Here is a 15286-nt window from a genome sequence, read left to right as displayed (position 1 = left end):
AACCAAACTAGTCTTAGTATGGCAAAACGAGTTTTGATTCCCCTCTGTCCTGGCTTTGAAGAAATGGAAGCCATCATCCTCATTGATGTTTTAAGAAGAGGAAATGTAGAAGTCACCTCAATAGGAAAATCAAAAGATCCCATCCTTGCTGCAAGAAAGACCCTCCACTTGGCAGACAAAATTTTTTCAGAAATCAATTCCAGTGAATTTGATGCCATCCTCCTTCCCGGTGGACTCGAAGGAACCAAACAACTCATGGCGGATCCAGAAATTAGTTCCATTCTAAAATCCTTCCAAAACCAATCAAAAATGATTGGTGCCATTTGTGCGGCTCCGAATGTACTTAGAAATTTAGATATCATTTCCGGTGATGATCCTTATACGGCTTTTCCTTACTCGAATGATTTAGCCAAAGGAAAAGGTGGAAAGTATACGGGAGATAGGATTGTTTCACATAACCATATCCATACGAGCATTGGCCCTGGTTCTGCTTTTGAATTTGCTTTGTATATTTTAGAAATATTGGAAGGTAAGGAAGTGATGGAAAAAGTGAAGGTTAGTTTACAACTTCCGTCATAACATTAACGAAAAGTTTTACAAAAAAAGCGCACAAAACTTTGATTATTCGGAAGATTCTCTTTCTTCCACGAGGGAAAGGACGGCATTTTCTTCAGTATCAAACACTTCCAAATGGCTTTCCATTCCTGTGAGTTTGAATACCTTAGCCACCGAACCATGAACACTACAGACTTTTAAGTTTCCATGATACTTTTTTAGTTTGTACATGGCTGTCACAAGTGTTCCAATTCCGGAACTGTCCATAAAGGGAACCTTTTCCAAGTTCACCACAATTTCGTATTGGTTTTTACGCATTTTATCATCGAGAATGTCTTTCAATTCTTTTGCATTGTACAAATCAACCTCACCCTCAATGGTGATGATGGCAACTTGATTGGATGACTTCTCGCGGATGATCATTTGTAATTAGTTTGCATTTCGAATGAGAATGAAAAGTCAAAAATTACATTCGAAAGACACCAAATGGTTTTCTTTCTTCTTTCCTTCGACTGAGGACAGACAAAGCTCTACCTAAAATTTTCCGAGTATCCGCAGGATCAATGATCCCATCATCCCAAAGGCGAGCAGAACTATACACAGCCGAAGACTTCTTTTCATAGTCTTCTAAAATTGGTTTTTTAAACGTCACTTCTTCGCCTGCCTGAATGGATTCTCCTGCTGCTTCCTTTTGGTCTTTTTTCACAGTCCAAAGTACGTTTGCCGCTTGTTCGCCTCCCATCACAGAAATCCGAGCATTGGGCCACATCCATAAAAATTCAGGTGCAAAAGCGCGACCACACATTCCATAATTTCCAGCACCGTAAGAACCACCAGTAACGATAGTTAGTTTGGGAACTGTTGTCGTAGAAACTGCGTTAACCATTTTGGCACCGTCGCGAGCAATTCCATTGTTTTCGTATTTTTTTCCCACCATAAACCCTGTGATGTTTTGTAGGAATAAAAGTGGAATTCGCCTTTGGTCACAAAGTTCTATAAAATGTGAAGCTTTAAGGGCAGACTCCGAAAACAAAACTCCATGGTTGGCAATGATCCCCACAGGATATCCATACACTTCGGCAAACCCAGTGACAATGGTTGTGGCATATAGTTTTTTAAATTCATGAAACCTGGAACCATCCACAATCCTTGCAATGATTTCTCTTGGATCGTATGATTTTTTAGAATCTCTTTCGATGATTCCATAAATCTCTTCTGTGGGATACAAAGGTTCTTCTGTTTCTTTAGGGGCTGTTTCTAACTTTATATTTAGATTTTTGACAATAGAACGAGTGATTTCCAATGCATGGAAATCATCTTCTGCATAATGGTCTGTCACCCCAGACACACGGCAATGAACATCCGCACCACCTAACTCTTCACCGGTGACAACTTCCCCTGTGGCTGCTTTGACAAGTGGTGGACCACCAAGGAAAATAGTTCCATTTCCTTTCACAATAACAGATTCATCAGACATAGCGGGAATGTAAGCACCACCTGCGGTACAAGACCCCATAACGACGGCTATCTGAGAAATTCCTTTGGCACTCATTCGTGCTTGATTGAAAAATATACGTCCGAAGTGGTCTTTGTCTGGAAATACTTCGTCCTGCATGGGTAAAAATGCCCCACCAGAATCTACTAAATAAATACAAGGAAGGGAATTATTTTCGGCAATCTCTTGGGCACGAACATGTTTTTTGACTGTGAGAGGATAATAGGTTCCTCCTTTGACTGTGGCGTCATTGGCAACAATCATACAGTCCACACCTTCCACCTTTCCAATTCCAGTGATGATTCCAGCCGAGGGAACGGGATCAGGATACACACCTTCTCCAGCTAATCCACAAATTTCCATAAACTCGGTGCCCGCATCGATGAGTTCGGCAATTCGTTCTCTTGCTGTCAGTTTTCCTCTTGATTTATGTTTTTCAAGGGCTTTCTTTCCACCACCTAACTTTACATTATCGATAACTTGGCGAATGGGCACTAAAGTTTCTAAATAAGCCGTACGATTGGCAACAAAATCGGAGGTATGCGGGTTCGTCTTAGAGATGATTCTTTCCATATTATTCCTTATTCTGTTTGTTAAAATGAAAGGTTTTCGTTTTTTTATGCGAAAAGGAATCTACAAAGTAGTGGAGTTTTTCAAAAACCACTTCTGGACATTCTTCCATGGGTAGATGTTTGGAAGGTAAAAAAACAAGGCTACTCGTCCGAAGTGTTTCTTTCATATACTCTGTTTGCGATGGAGAAATACGAAAATCTTCTTCACCAATATAAATTTGACGAAGACCCACAAAGTTTTTGGCACCTTCTTCAATTTCCCGAAGGGCATGAGTGGAACGATCCACATTCCGAACAAACTCTAATGTGTTTTTACGAGCCTTTCCTTCGAATAACAAATGGTACATGGTCTTTTCCCATTCATAAGTTAAATGGTGTGTTTTTTTCACAAGGAATAGTTTATAAAACATCCGAAGGAGTGGTGGACGAAATAAAAAGGAGAAAACTTCACCGATCAAAGGTAAACGAAGGAAATGTAAGGGAAAATAAAATCGAAATTTAGGTAACTTCATAAATCCACCAAGAATGGATAAGGATTTATATTGGTTTGCGTGTTCTTTAAAGGTGAAACAAAGGATAGGGAGAGCATAATCAAAGGCCACAACATGGACTTTTTTATCTCCAACAACTTTCTCTAAAAATGGAGCCAAATAATGGGCCTGGAGTCTATGAGAGAGGGGGCCATCCGGCCTTGTGCTAAATCCAGTTCCCAAAAAATCTAATGCAATCACTCGGTAATGAGTGGATAATAAATCTACCAACTTTCGATAGTTATATGATGTAGTCAAAAACCCAGGAAGTAGTAAAATAATTTCATCACCCTTCCCTTCATCCAAATAGAAAAAACGTAATTCATCAATTTCTATTGTTTTTCCAGAATTGATATGTTCTAACAAACTGGGTGTCATGTTCACTCCGCAAAACTTCCGTATAACTTTCTCAAATACTCTTCTTCAAATTCAAAAAGATTCATACCACGACGGGCCATGATTTTTTTGGTATCAAAAAGAAACTCTTCCAAACGGTAACGTCCACCCGGTTTGATCCAAGTGAATGCTGGCACATAACCTTGGATTCTGGATTCTACAATGTTACTTGCTATATCAAATACTGTACCTGTATTCGACATCACACCAATCGCTAGTTTTGTAAAAGGGCCAATGAGAGATCCAAACTTTATTGTTCCTGTATTCACAGTCGAATCACCGATCTTTAGTTTGATGATTCCATAATTATTTTTTAAATCACTCGTTGTGGACAAAGCACCTAAGTTTACCCAAGTAGAAACAAAACTATGACCAAGGAAACCTTCATGGTGTTTGTTGGTATAATCTAAGATGATAGAATTTTCGACTTCCCCACCAATCCGGCACTGGTTCCCAATGAGAGAACCCCCGGTGATCCGAGCATTGTCTATTTGAGTATTTTTTCCTACAAAAAGCGGGCCTTCTAAAAAACTAAAAGAAGAAATTTTGGCTCCATCTTCGATAAGGATTGGTCCATGGGTTGTATCAAAAACAACGCCGGGATACACAGTCGCTTGCGGGTGGATGTAGAGGTGTTTTTCTTTTCCAACAATATGAAACCCCGATTGTTTTGCTTTGTACTTTTGACGAAACCGTTTCCAATCTTTTTCTAAAGTCAGTGTGTCTTCAATGATAGAAGTAACGGTTCCAAGTAACTCCCATGGTAAATAAGAATCAGAACTATAAATCGAATCATAGGAATCCAAGTTAGCAGGCAAAACATGTGGATACCGATGAAAGATTAGTTTTTCAAATTCTAGATTTGGGCCTTTATAAAAAATTTTGGCCCCTGGATACTTACCTTCTAATTTTTCGAGTAAGGTGATCCCACCAAGATTCCATTCAAAAAAAGAATGAAACCTAGATAGTGGTTCAAGAGACGGATTTCTTTTGGAATCGTCAAGTAGAAGGTTCACTGTTTACTCCACAGTTACAGATTTCGCTAAGTTTCTCGGTTGGTCCACATTACATCCCCTAAGGATTGCTATGTGATAAGACAAAAGTTGCAAAGGAATGACAGCAAGTAACGGAACAAGAGCATCCGCAGTTTTTGGAATTTCAAACGTATAATCTGCCATAGATTTAATGTCTGTATCGCCTTCTGTGACAATGGCAATGACTTTTCCTTTTCTTGCTTTTACTTCTTGGATATTAGAAATTACTTTTTCATAGGAACCATCTTTTGTAGCGATGAACACAACAGGCATGTCTTCATCGATAAGGGCAATTGGTCCATGTTTCATTTCTGCTGCTGGATATCCTTCTGCATGAATATAAGAAATCTCTTTTAACTTCAATGCCCCTTCGAGTGCCACTGGGAAATTGAACCCACGCCCCAAATAAAGGAAGTTAGATGCACGGTAATAGTTCTCAGCAATTTTTAAGATTTCTTCATCTTTTGTTAGAATTTTTGCCACCTTATCAGGGATGGAATCCAACTCGAGAAGGAGAGTTTGGTAATCAGACAATGAGATAGAACCTTTTTTCAGTCCTAAATAGAGAGCCATCATTGTCAGAATGCTAACTTGGGAAGTGAAGGCTTTTGTGGAAGCCACACCAATTTCAGGGCCCGCATGAAGGTAAGCACCCGCATGAGAAGCACGTGCGATGGAAGAACCCACCACATTACAAACTCCAAAAATAAGAGCACCTTTCGACTTAGCAAGTTCAATGGCTGCCAGTGTGTCTGCTGTTTCACCAGATTGGGACACAGCAATGATCACATCTCTTTCTGTCACGATGGGATTACGATAACGGAACTCGGATGCATATTCTACTTCTGTAGGAATCCGAGCCAGGTCTTCAAATAAATACTCACCGATAAGCCCGGCATGCCAAGAAGTTCCACAACCCACAAGGATCAAACGATCCGCATTTAAAAAACGGTTTAAGTATTGGTCAATCCCACTTAAGAACAAATGGTGTTCTCTTGAGACAAGACGTCCACGCATGGCATCACGCACAGACTTAGGTTGTTCAAAAATTTCTTTCAACATAAAGTGAGGGTATCCACCCTTTTCTATGTCTTCCAAATCTAATTCTAATTTTTGAATGAATGGAGTTTTGGTTACGTTTTCTAAGTTTTTAACTACCAAATCTCCATCTTTGATGATGGCCATTTCTTGGTCGTTTAAATACGTTACATTGTTCGTATATTCAATGATAGGTGTTGCATCAGATGCTACAAAATATTCATCTTCCCCAATTCCAATCACAAGAGGAGAACCTTTTCTTGCGGCAATCATCATCCTTTCATTTTCTTTCGATAAGATGACGATGGCATAAGCACCCACCACTTCATTCAAAGCCAGACGAACGGCTTCTTCAATGGAACAATTGTTTTGTTTTTTAATTTCTTCAATTAAATGGATGAGAACTTCAGAATCAGTATCTGATTTAAATATATGTCCGTTCCCCTCTAATTCTTTTTTGATGGATGCATAGTTTTCAATGATCCCGTTATGGATGATTGCTAATTTTCCATCGGAACTTGTATGAGGGTGGGCGTTTCGATCATTAGGCTCTCCATGTGTGGCCCAACGAGTGTGACCGATTCCAAGCGTAGCCACTAGTTTTCGATTACCAATTTCATTTTCTAAATCGGCAACTTTCCCTTTCTTTTTAACGATATCAAGTCCACCGTTTAACAACGCAACACCAGCGCTATCGTAACCGCGGTATTCAAGACGTTTTAAACCTTTAATGATGAGAGGGAGTGCCTCTCTTTTACCTAAATAACCTACGATTCCACACATTGTTTTACCCTCTTTAAGGTAGTTTCCAAATCAGATTTGGATTTAGTTTCAGTAATGACACGAAAGATTGGCTCTGTATTGGAAGGACGAATGTGAATCCAAGAATCGGATACATACATCCAAAGTCCGTCTTTCTCTGAAATGACTTTCGGAGAAAACTCAGACTTAAATTTTTCATAAAGACTTTCTAAAGACATTCCCGTTGCCAAAGGAAAGGATTGTTTGTCCATGTATAAATTTGGGAGCTCATCTAAAAGAACATCGGCGGATTTACCAGTTTCAGCCATCAAATTTAAGATATGAGCAATTCCGGACAAAGTGTCCCGACCAAATGATGGGATGTTTGGATCAATCACTCCCCCATTCCCTTCTCCACCAAACACTGCTTTGGTCTTAATCATTTCTTCTACTACGTTTGCTTCACCCACTTTGCTACGAATGACTTCGGCTCCAAACCGAGATCCTACCTCTTCGTTTAAAAAAGAAGTAGATAAGTTCACAACAACTTTGGCTTTTTTCTTAGCCGTAGATAAAACATTCATGAGTGCCAATGGCAAAGTATATTCTTCTGATACAGCACCGCGTTTGGGTGAAAACAATACAAGTCTATCTGCATCAGGATCCAAAGCAAAACCAATGTCTGCTTTGGATTTTTTGAAATATGGTTCTACTGATTTTAAAGCAGCAGCCGTTGGTTCCGGAGGCCTTGGAAAAGTTCCATCGGGATTGCAGTTATGGGCCACAACCTTACAACCTAACATTTGTAAAAATCTAGGAACTACATAAGATCCGGCACCACCGACGGCATCCACAAATACTGTAAATTTTTTCTTTTTGATTTTAGCAACGTTTACACGTTTCAAAACAGAAGACAAATGGAGATCAATATAATCTTCACCAGAATCAATATAACCTTTGGGAGAAATTTGTTCTTTGGGATAAGATCCGTTTTGAATGATGGAAAGAAGTTTTTTATTTTCCTCTGCCGAAAAGAAAAAACCTTTTTTAGAAATGAATTTAAATGCGTTCCAATCCATAGGATTGTGTGAGGCGGAAATCATAATTCCACCATTGGCTTTGGAAAGATTCACAACCGCTTTGGTTGTTGGGGTAGGAACAAGTCCCAATGTTAAAACAGAATTTCCAGAAGCTAACAAAGCTGAGGTGAGAAGTGATTCCAAATAAGGGCCACTGGGTCTTGAGTCCCGCCCAATCACTGCCGTCCCACCATTCATCATAGAAGCAAAGGATTTTGAAAATGCCAATGCCTCTTCCAAGCCAAACCCCTGTCCTATTTTTCCCCGAACACCGGAGATAGAAATCATTAGGGAGGACAGATCATACTCTTTTGTAAATCGCATACAATACTATCAAAGCTGGTGGATTCACACTGCAAGTCTATCTTTTTGCTTTTTGGAATGTGTCAGAGGAGTGGAATAAACGTGAAGATTAAAAGAAAAACGGTTTGGGCGATGACAGGATTGAACTGCCGACCCGCTGCTTGTAAGGCAGCTGCTCTCCCAGCTGAGCTAATCGCCCGTTAATATGACCAGTGAACCTGAGTGAAGTTTTTTGTAAATCAGATTTAGAAATAAAAAAGGCCACCATTGGTGGCCTCATTCCTTCTAGCTAAAAGCAAATGTTAGGCGGCTTTTGTCTCGATGGAGTTGATACGAAGTGCCATACGAGATTTTTTACGATCCGCATTTTTCTTATGAATTAATTTCGTTTTTGCAGCTCTATCCAATTTGGATGCAAGTTTAGAGAATACAGTAAGAGCTTCTGTTTTGTCTCCAGCTTTGATTGCTTTGAGAAGGAGGCGAGCATAAGTTCGCAATTCAGTGCGATCCTCACCATTTCGCTCTTTTCTACGAGCGGTTCTGCGAATGTCTTTTTTAGATGATTTTAAATTAGCCAAGGAATGTCCCCTACGAGGAATTTTTACTTATCTTTTGAGTACCACCCTGACGGTCAAGGCGAAAGAGAAAAAAATGGGTACCAAAGAGGGCTTTCACAACCTCTTCCCATAGGAGAAAAACATGTTCCCCATTCTCATTTGGATCGATTCCGAACTCTTTGAGATCCTAAAACAAAAACACTTGGATCTGGCCCTTGTCGTAAAAATGGCTATTTTATCCCTGAAAATAGAGGGAATGGAGCCAGGAACCTTTGAGAAACGCGAATCAGGCCATTATGAACGTATGGAACTCAGTCGATACGATTTTTTTACCTTAACTTTGATTTCTCGGGAGAAGGAAGTTGACCCGAACGTATTACTCTCGTATGCTTTCACAGAAGCTTTGTTGGAAATTTTAAGACTGTGACACCTGAAAAATCAAAATTCCATTATATAAAAATTGATTCCATTTCAGAAATTGATCCTCTCAAATTGTCAATTTCTCAAATCCAACAAAGGTATATCGATAAAGATAACAACCGTTATGCGCTTCGTTTTAATAAAGACACCCGTAGAATTGAGATTTTAAAACTCATTGGCAATCATTTTGAAGTGGTTCCGCAGTCTCCCTCTTCAGCCTCCAGTGACACAGCTAAAACTGCAACAAATCCGACAACTCAAGTCACACCTCCACCCACTACACAAATCTCTGAGGGTTTAAAAGCAAATCCCATATTAGGGAAGTTAGTTGGATTACAATCCTCAACTCAGCCAAATCCAACGGACAAACCGCTTGAATCTCAAAAAGACAATCCCGATTCCGATCCAGAAGATAATCTGATGCAGGAAGATGTAGATTTGGATATTTTTGAAGGAGAAACACCACCTCCCCTTACGACCGAGGAACCACTTTCTCATGACGGTCTTCTCAACACACCGGATTTACCAAAAACGGAGGAACCGGAAGGAATCACAAATACAGAACCCAACTTACAAGTGGGAGAAGACGGCGACAAAACGGCCTTCCAAAGTATAGAAGACTTTATCAAATTATTATCCACTTATAGGGAACGTGTCACAGCCATCATTCGGAACTTACAATCTTCTCGGATCTTTGAACTCACCGGTGACCCATCCGAAAACAAAAATATTGTTGGGAACTTTGCTCGTGAAATGGAATCACAAGTATTTGAAGCCCTTGATAAAATGATCGATCTTCACAAGGAAATGACATCTTATCCTCGTCCTATTACGTATTATATCTCAAAAGCACCTGCAGAAAAAAGGGAAGAAATGAAATTTATTGAATCGGATAAAGAAAAATTAAACAGACTCCATCTGTTTGAAATGCAAAGACATTCCGATACTATAGTCAAAGATTTCAAAAAACTTAGTTTGCAATTGTTGAATATTTTAAACCTAAAGAATGAAATTCAGGTCAAACAATTACAATATGCAAATCAGTTGATGTATGTAGATGCAAAAAATGCATCCCTATATTTTGCACAAGATTTGGATAAAACCATACTTGATATTGAGAACTGGAAACAATCGAAATGAAAGAACTGTCGGAAGCAGAAACAAAAGCAATATTAGAAAAAATCAGATCAGAATACAAAGAACACGGAAAACTAAATCCTAAGGCATTTGACCAAACAGGATTCGAACAAAGATATTTACAAGTCCTGAAACTCCGTGGCAACATCACAAAGTTTCTCACAGAAGAAGTGACTTTCCTCGAACAATTAAAATCCAAATTCCAAGAACTTGCGGCCAAAAAAGAAGCAGCAAAAGCACAAACTCTAAATCGAATTATGGACGAGTCCATTGAGAAGTTAGCTAATTATAAAAAAGTAGATTTCCATCCACTCGCAAAAGTTGAAACAAGATACTTCTACGGTGCTATGTTGGATTTTACAGAAACAGAACTTCCGGTTCTTATTTATATCTTCAAAGGAACCCCAGAATATTCCTATTTACAAGATGCTGTTTTACAAGTCGAACGAATTGGAATGACAAGACGTGGCCTTCCTTCCATGAAAATGCAAGAGTTCATCAAAACCTTACTGGATGCGAATGGAAACAATATTGTGATTGAAAAGGCATCCCAAAATCTTTTAAAAGACGGATGTATTGCTCTAAAAAATATCACAGTTTCTGTGTTAGATTTAGTCGGCAAAAACAGGATCAATCCTGATATGATTGTCCAAGTCAACGATAAGGATTATCCTCATGCGTTTAATGCCTTTAACGGAAAAAAATTCGGCGAAAGCCTGACTTTGATTACTGAACGTTGCAAACAAATCATACAAGATTTTCGAATGAATGCGTTGATGAATATGGAAGGTTAATTCTAATGAGCCATCATGAACCCAATTCTACTCGGTGTCGCTGACACCATCGAATCTGAATTTGATTCGGAAGTTTATAAAAATCTTTCTCCTTTAGAAAAATACCATTCTATATTATTTCGTTCTGTAGATAAACTATTTGGTTTTCTCGGAACGGATCGTTCTAAAATTGCACCCTTTTTAACTGATTTTGTATCTATCGAAGCCCAGTCTCTTGGCCGAGAAGGGTATGGATTTACAGTCAAAGATTCCAATGATTTAGGTTTTGGAGGACTTGCTTGTCATACCGTGGATTTAGGTGGGGCCAGTGTAGGCGGTGCCATTGGCCAAGCACATACCATTGTCAAAGCCAATCCTTATGCTGTTGTTCTTGTGGCCGCTGCCGATGTTCCCAAATCAGTATTCAAACAAATATCTGATTTAAAAAGACTCACGGCCACTGTTTGCCACAAAGATTGGGAAATGCCTTATGGGGCGACCCTCATTGGTCTTTATTCTTTGTTATGTGAACGAATGATGTTTGATACTGGAGTGACCAGTGATGATTTAGAAGAAATCACAAAACACTTTCGGTCACTTGCCGAATCCAATCCCCGGGCTTTCCAATTCCAAAAACCACTCACGGAAAAACAGTTAAAAAAACCCCTTTCTGGAGTTTATAGTACACCGATGATTGCCATTGTCACCGATCATGGATTTGCCACTCTCATCACTTCTGAATTCATGAAACAGAAGTTAATTGAAAACAAAATCATCAAAAAAGATGCCGAACATATTTACTTAGCGGGTTCCGGACATAGTGCCCATGCGGAATACTTCATACAAAAAAAAGACTTAAAAAGTCCAGCCGCACTTGCTTGTGAAAGAGCCGTGGCCTCTTCTGGATTCAAACGTTCTGATATTGATTATGCTTGGATTTATGATTGTTTTACAGGAATGGTCATCCATGAAGCGGGTTTGTATTTTGGTGTACCACCGAAAGAAACTGCAACGGCACTTCGCAAAGGAAAAATTTCCAATGGAACAAAAGAAATTCCAATCAATTTGGGTGGAGGAATTTTAAACTACCAAGCTGCCATGGCACTTTCGGGAGCGACAGGTCTCATTGACATAGCGAGCCAATATGGCCTTGCCGTAGATCCCATTCCAAAAACACTGGAGACACCGCCTAGCGTCAGTTTGCTTGGAGGAAATGGAGGAATAGATAGCATCAATTCCGTAGTTTTATTTTCCAAAGAAAAACCTAAATCAGAAACAAGAGAACCTTTGGCTTTAAAACCATTGGAAGTCAATGTCCCAAATCCAAAAGTGGGAGAAAAAGCCACCATCCTTAGTGTAAGCACCATTTATTTCAATCCAGGTGGAGAAAAAAAACCACCTTACCTCATTGCCTGCTCGACAAAAGAAAATGGAGAGATGGTTCTAACGAACCTTTATGGAAAAGATGGAGTAGAAATTGTATCCAAAGAAGGACTCTCTCTTGGAAATTCAAAAGTGGAATTCCAAGAAATCGAAGGAAAAATCCAGGCGGTGCTTTTAGGTTAAAATGAAAAAGGCCAAGGACGGTAAGTCTTTGGCCTTTTGGTTCAACAACCACCTAACAAAACTAAAACTGTTTTAAGAACCTTAAATTTCCTGATTGGAAATACCGGATGTCATGGATTCCATAACGCATCATCACAAGACGGTCAAGGCCAAGACCAAAAGCAAACCCAGTCCATTTTTTAGAATCAAGTCCTGCTGATTCAAGGACATTTGGATGAACCAGTCCACAAGGGAGTAGTTCCAACCAACCAGAATGTTTACACACACTGCAACCATCTCCACTACAAACCAGACAGTTGATATCGAGTTCAAAACCTGGTTCCACAAATGGAAAGTATCCCGGTCTTAGTCTTGTTTTGATTTCTTTTCGAAACACACGAGAAAGAAGTGTTTCCATAGTATAAATCAAATGTGCGACTGAAATATTTTCACCCACAACCATCCCTTCTACTTGGTAAAACGTATTTTCGTGAGAGGCATCCACCTCTTCATATCGAAACACACGACCAGGAGCAATGATCCGAAAAGGAGGTTTTAGTTTGCGAAGGGCACGCACTTGGATGGCTGAAGTATGAGTTCTGAGTAAATTTCCATCTTCCGTATAAAACGTATCTTGCATATCACGAGCGGGATGGTCTTCCGTAAAATTGAGAGCACCGAAATTGTTTTCATCCGTTTCTACTTCCGGCCCATCCATCACAGAAAAACCCATAGAAGTAAAGATATCTTCAATTTCGTATTGGATTTGAGAAATGGGATGAAGGCTTCCTCTTTCTTTGGGCGCCAGTGGTCGCAAACTATCAAAAAATTCTTGGCCTAACTTGTTTTCATAAAAACTTTCTTTTAAAGAAGTTCTTTTGGTTTCAACAAAACTTTCGAGTCGGTTTTGTGCTTCGTTCGCTTGTTTCCCTACTGTTTTTTTCTCTTCCACGGATAAGGCGGCAAGACCTTTTAAAACAGAAGTGAGTTTTCCTTTTTTACCAATGAATTGGTTTTTTAAAGAATCCAAATCTTGTTCGGATGTGGCTGAAGATAAAACAGACTCTGCTTCTTTAACTAAAACTTCGATTTCTTGGGATAGGCTCATACAGATTCTCGTAATTCGATTAATGATTTTAATTCAGGATAAATTCCACCAAAGGCACCATTCGACATCGCAAGGATGATTACTTTTTCTTTTTGAAATTTTGGTAGAATCTTTTTTAGAAGGACTGGAATTTCTTTGGGATCTTTTGCATACAATGCGTCTTTCTTTGTATTCTTTGAGATGTCTTTTACTAGTTTTTTGACATTCAAACGTAAGGATTTATTTACCTTATCTACTTGATACACTTCGGTAACGATGCTGACATCACTTCCTTTAAAACATTTAGCAAAATCGTCTTGGAAAACATTTCTATGTGAGGTGGCACTTCTTGGTTCAAACAGTGAAATGATTTTATATCCAGGATAGGCTTCTTTGTGAGCTCGTATCGTTTCTTGGATGGCCACAGGATGATGAGCAAAATCTTCTACAAGTAAACTCTTATCGGAAACAAATAGATTTTCTTGTCTTCGTTTGACACCTGGGAAAGAAACCACAGCTTCTAAAATTTCTTTTCTTTTTTGAGGAGCAATTTCCAAACAAATACGAGTCGCCACTTCCACATTGCGGTAGTTATGTGATCCAATCAAAGATGGTTTTAATTTTGTTTTGGTTCGCATCTCAGATAAAATACCTTTTTCATATTTAAAAATGGAGTTTTTGTCTCCTAAATCAAAGGATTCCACGGGTGCATGTTTATAATCTTTTGTGATTTCCACGAGGTTCCGAGAACCTTTCCAATAAAAAACCTTACCACGACCAGGAACCAAATTTAACAGGCGTTTGAACATGGTTTTGATTGCATTGAGATCAGCAAAAATATCAGCATGATCAAAATCTAAAGCATTCATTGCTAAGTAGTATGGTCTATAATGTAAAAACTTAGAACTTTTATCAAAGAAAGCAGAATCGTATTCATCTCCTTCGATGACAAAATAATCTCCTTCCCCCAGAGCAAAACCAGGGAATCCGTCTTTGCGAATCCCACCCACAAAAAGACCGGGTTTTAATCCAATGGATTCTAAAATCCAATGAGTTAAAAACGTTGTTGTTGTTTTGCCGTGCGTTCCAGAAATCACGATGGGTTTTTTATTTTTCAGAAAAAATGTTCCGATGGCCTGGGCCATACTCATGTATTCCATTCCGGTATTTAGAACTTCTTCTACTTCTGGATTCCCACGTGAAATCGCATTTCCTATGATGACTAAATCCGCACCTTTAACATTTTCTTTACGATAACCAGATTTAGGTGATAATCCCCACTCTACCAATTTATCAGACATAGGTGGGTAAAGATTTTGATCAGAACCTGAAACGTCGTGACCTTGATTTTTTAGCATATAGGCCAAATTACCCATAGCAATCCCACCAATGCCTACCAAAAAGATTTTCAAAAGAGTACCGTCCTAACCAGGTTGTAAATAAATAGAGGAACCGAAAGAAGAACCAAAAAAAATAAAATCACTTTCATAAGGAAAAATAAAAAATCAAAGGATGTCCATTCTCTTCGGTGTGATAAATAATAATAAGCTAAATGTAAGGAATATAAAAAACCAACACCTAACGCAAACAAAGGTATTGGTGCAGGAAAAATCCAAAAGATCGTTGTGGCACTGAAAGGAAGATAGGAAATCATAAACACATGTGGCTCTGGTCCTTCCCAATCTTTGGTACGGTCACGCATCTGATGATACATCCGAAAACTATCAACCAACCGAATCAGAACATAGAATCCTAAATAAAAAAAGAATAAGGTCAACATCCCTTGTGTGTAAGTTAACTTTGTTTCTTCATCGACTGTAGATACTTTGAACAAAACAATTTGGATTAAATTACCGAGAAACTTGGCCGCTGGTGCGAGAAGGATGAGTTGGAGATGGGCCAACCACAAATCACGACCACCTAAATCCGTTTTATGATAATAGGATTCGAAGGCGGACATGGGAGAGTAGAATAAATCTCGGATCATTTCCATCCGAGATGCGACTGTAGAAACTTTTTGCACC

The 15286-nt window shown here is 39.0% G+C and carries 15 protein-coding genes and 1 tRNA gene; 5 read left to right on the top strand and 11 right to left on the bottom strand.

Annotation, left to right across the window (positions count from 1 at the left end; translation table 11 throughout):
* The first annotated feature begins 18 nt into the window (after nucleotides 1-18).
* Nucleotides 19-579 (top strand): DJ-1 family glyoxalase III, encoded by a 561-nt coding sequence (locus EHQ24_RS13880; protein ID WP_135602165.1) that lies wholly within the window; start codon nucleotides 19-21, stop codon nucleotides 577-579.
* 42 nt (nucleotides 580-621) lie between these two features.
* Here the strand turns inward: EHQ24_RS13880 and EHQ24_RS13875 are convergent, their stop codons facing one another.
* From EHQ24_RS13875 to rpsT, 8 genes are all read right to left on the bottom strand, one after another.
* Nucleotides 622-978, bottom strand: coding sequence for an STAS domain-containing protein (locus EHQ24_RS13875; RefSeq protein WP_135602164.1), 357 nt, complete (start codon nucleotides 976-978; stop codon nucleotides 622-624).
* Nucleotides 979-1021: 43 nt separating this feature from the next.
* A complete protein-coding gene (locus EHQ24_RS13870) occupies nucleotides 1022-2623 on the bottom strand; it encodes a carboxyl transferase domain-containing protein (protein WP_135602163.1) in 1602 nt (533 codons plus the stop codon).
* Between the two features lies 1 nt (nucleotide 2624).
* Nucleotides 2625-3530 (bottom strand): alpha/beta fold hydrolase, encoded by a 906-nt coding sequence (locus EHQ24_RS13865; RefSeq protein WP_135602162.1) that lies wholly within the window; start codon nucleotides 3528-3530, stop codon nucleotides 2625-2627.
* Between the two features lie 2 nt (nucleotides 3531-3532).
* Nucleotides 3533-4564, bottom strand: coding sequence for a GlmU family protein (locus EHQ24_RS13860; protein WP_135602161.1), 1032 nt, complete (start codon nucleotides 4562-4564; stop codon nucleotides 3533-3535).
* Between the two features lie 3 nt (nucleotides 4565-4567).
* The gene (gene glmS, locus EHQ24_RS13855; protein ID WP_135602160.1) at nucleotides 4568-6403 is read right to left on the bottom strand and encodes a glutamine--fructose-6-phosphate transaminase (isomerizing); all 1836 of its coding nucleotides are present in this window, start codon (nucleotides 6401-6403) and stop codon (nucleotides 4568-4570) included.
* Nucleotides 6388-7764, bottom strand: a complete 1377-nt coding sequence (gene glmM, locus EHQ24_RS13850; protein ID WP_135602159.1) for a phosphoglucosamine mutase — start codon at nucleotides 7762-7764, stop codon at nucleotides 6388-6390. Before glmM ends, glmS begins: the two co-directional genes overlap by 16 nt.
* A 105-nt stretch (nucleotides 7765-7869) precedes the next feature.
* Nucleotides 7870-7942 (bottom strand) — tRNA-Val (locus EHQ24_RS13845).
* Nucleotides 7943-8045: 103 nt separating this feature from the next.
* Nucleotides 8046-8321, bottom strand: coding sequence for a 30S ribosomal protein S20 (rpsT, locus tag EHQ24_RS13840; protein ID WP_100741859.1), 276 nt, complete (start codon nucleotides 8319-8321; stop codon nucleotides 8046-8048).
* A gap of 121 nt (nucleotides 8322-8442) precedes the next feature.
* On the opposite strand from rpsT, the gene EHQ24_RS13835 reads away from it, so the two are divergent.
* Genes EHQ24_RS13835 through EHQ24_RS13820 form a run of 4 tightly spaced genes read left to right on the top strand, consistent with a single transcriptional unit; the run spans nucleotide 8443 to nucleotide 12196 of the window.
* Entirely contained in the window at nucleotides 8443-8727 is a 285-nt protein-coding gene (locus tag EHQ24_RS13835; RefSeq protein WP_135602158.1) for a hypothetical protein, read from the top strand.
* Nucleotides 8724-9860, top strand: coding sequence for an LIC_10450 family protein (locus tag EHQ24_RS13830; RefSeq protein WP_135602157.1), 1137 nt, complete (start codon nucleotides 8724-8726; stop codon nucleotides 9858-9860). The genes EHQ24_RS13835 and EHQ24_RS13830 overlap by 4 nt, the downstream gene beginning before the upstream one ends.
* Nucleotides 9857-10651, top strand: coding sequence for a hypothetical protein (locus EHQ24_RS13825; RefSeq protein WP_135602156.1), 795 nt, complete (start codon nucleotides 9857-9859; stop codon nucleotides 10649-10651). The genes EHQ24_RS13830 and EHQ24_RS13825 overlap by 4 nt, the downstream gene beginning before the upstream one ends.
* 15 nt (nucleotides 10652-10666) lie before the next feature.
* Nucleotides 10667-12196, top strand: coding sequence for a thiolase C-terminal domain-containing protein (locus tag EHQ24_RS13820; protein ID WP_135602155.1), 1530 nt, complete (start codon nucleotides 10667-10669; stop codon nucleotides 12194-12196).
* 61 nt (nucleotides 12197-12257) lie between these two features.
* Here EHQ24_RS13820 and pheS read toward each other — a convergent pair whose 3' ends face one another.
* From pheS to EHQ24_RS13805, 3 genes are read right to left on the bottom strand one after another with little or no spacing between them, the layout of a single operon-like run.
* Nucleotides 12258-13283, bottom strand: coding sequence for a phenylalanine--tRNA ligase subunit alpha (pheS, locus tag EHQ24_RS13815; RefSeq protein WP_135602154.1), 1026 nt, complete (start codon nucleotides 13281-13283; stop codon nucleotides 12258-12260).
* Nucleotides 13280-14674: a UDP-N-acetylmuramate--L-alanine ligase gene (locus tag EHQ24_RS13810; protein ID WP_135602153.1), complete on the bottom strand. Its 1395-nt coding sequence runs from the start codon at nucleotides 14672-14674 to the stop codon at nucleotides 13280-13282. The genes pheS and EHQ24_RS13810 overlap by 4 nt, the downstream gene beginning before the upstream one ends.
* A complete protein-coding gene (locus EHQ24_RS13805; RefSeq protein ID WP_135602152.1) occupies nucleotides 14671-15285 on the bottom strand; it encodes a hypothetical protein in 615 nt (204 codons plus the stop codon). Before EHQ24_RS13805 ends, EHQ24_RS13810 begins: the two co-directional genes overlap by 4 nt.
* Between the last annotated feature and the right edge of the window lies 1 nt (nucleotide 15286).

The organism is Leptospira noumeaensis (genome assembly GCF_004770765.1).
GTDB classification, from domain to species: domain Bacteria; phylum Spirochaetota; class Leptospiria; order Leptospirales; family Leptospiraceae; genus Leptospira_A; species Leptospira_A noumeaensis.
This window is presented reverse-complemented; position numbering and strand designations above follow the sequence as displayed.

Bases quoted from the DNA above. Each gene is read 5' to 3' on its own strand.
- glmM (WP_135602159.1), bottom strand. From the start codon at position 7,764: ATGCGATTTACAAAAGAGTATGATCTGTCCTCCCTAATGATTTCTATC.
- EHQ24_RS13825 (WP_135602156.1), top strand. From the start codon at position 9,857: ATGAAAGAACTGTCGGAAGCAGAAACAAAAGCAATATTAGAAAAAATC.
- EHQ24_RS13835 (WP_135602158.1), top strand. From the start codon at position 8,443: ATGTTCCCCATTCTCATTTGGATCGATTCCGAACTCTTTGAGATCCTA.
- EHQ24_RS13880 (WP_135602165.1), top strand. From the start codon at position 19: ATGGCAAAACGAGTTTTGATTCCCCTCTGTCCTGGCTTTGAAGAAATG.
- pheS (WP_135602154.1), bottom strand. From the start codon at position 13,283: ATGAGCCTATCCCAAGAAATCGAAGTTTTAGTTAAAGAAGCAGAGTCT.
- EHQ24_RS13820 (WP_135602155.1), top strand. From the start codon at position 10,667: ATGAACCCAATTCTACTCGGTGTCGCTGACACCATCGAATCTGAATTT.
- glmS (WP_135602160.1), bottom strand. From the start codon at position 6,403: ATGTGTGGAATCGTAGGTTATTTAGGTAAAAGAGAGGCACTCCCTCTC.
- EHQ24_RS13865 (WP_135602162.1), bottom strand. From the start codon at position 3,530: ATGACACCCAGTTTGTTAGAACATATCAATTCTGGAAAAACAATAGAA.
- EHQ24_RS13870 (WP_135602163.1), bottom strand. From the start codon at position 2,623: ATGGAAAGAATCATCTCTAAGACGAACCCGCATACCTCCGATTTTGTT.
- EHQ24_RS13875 (WP_135602164.1), bottom strand. From the start codon at position 978: ATGATCATCCGCGAGAAGTCATCCAATCAAGTTGCCATCATCACCATT.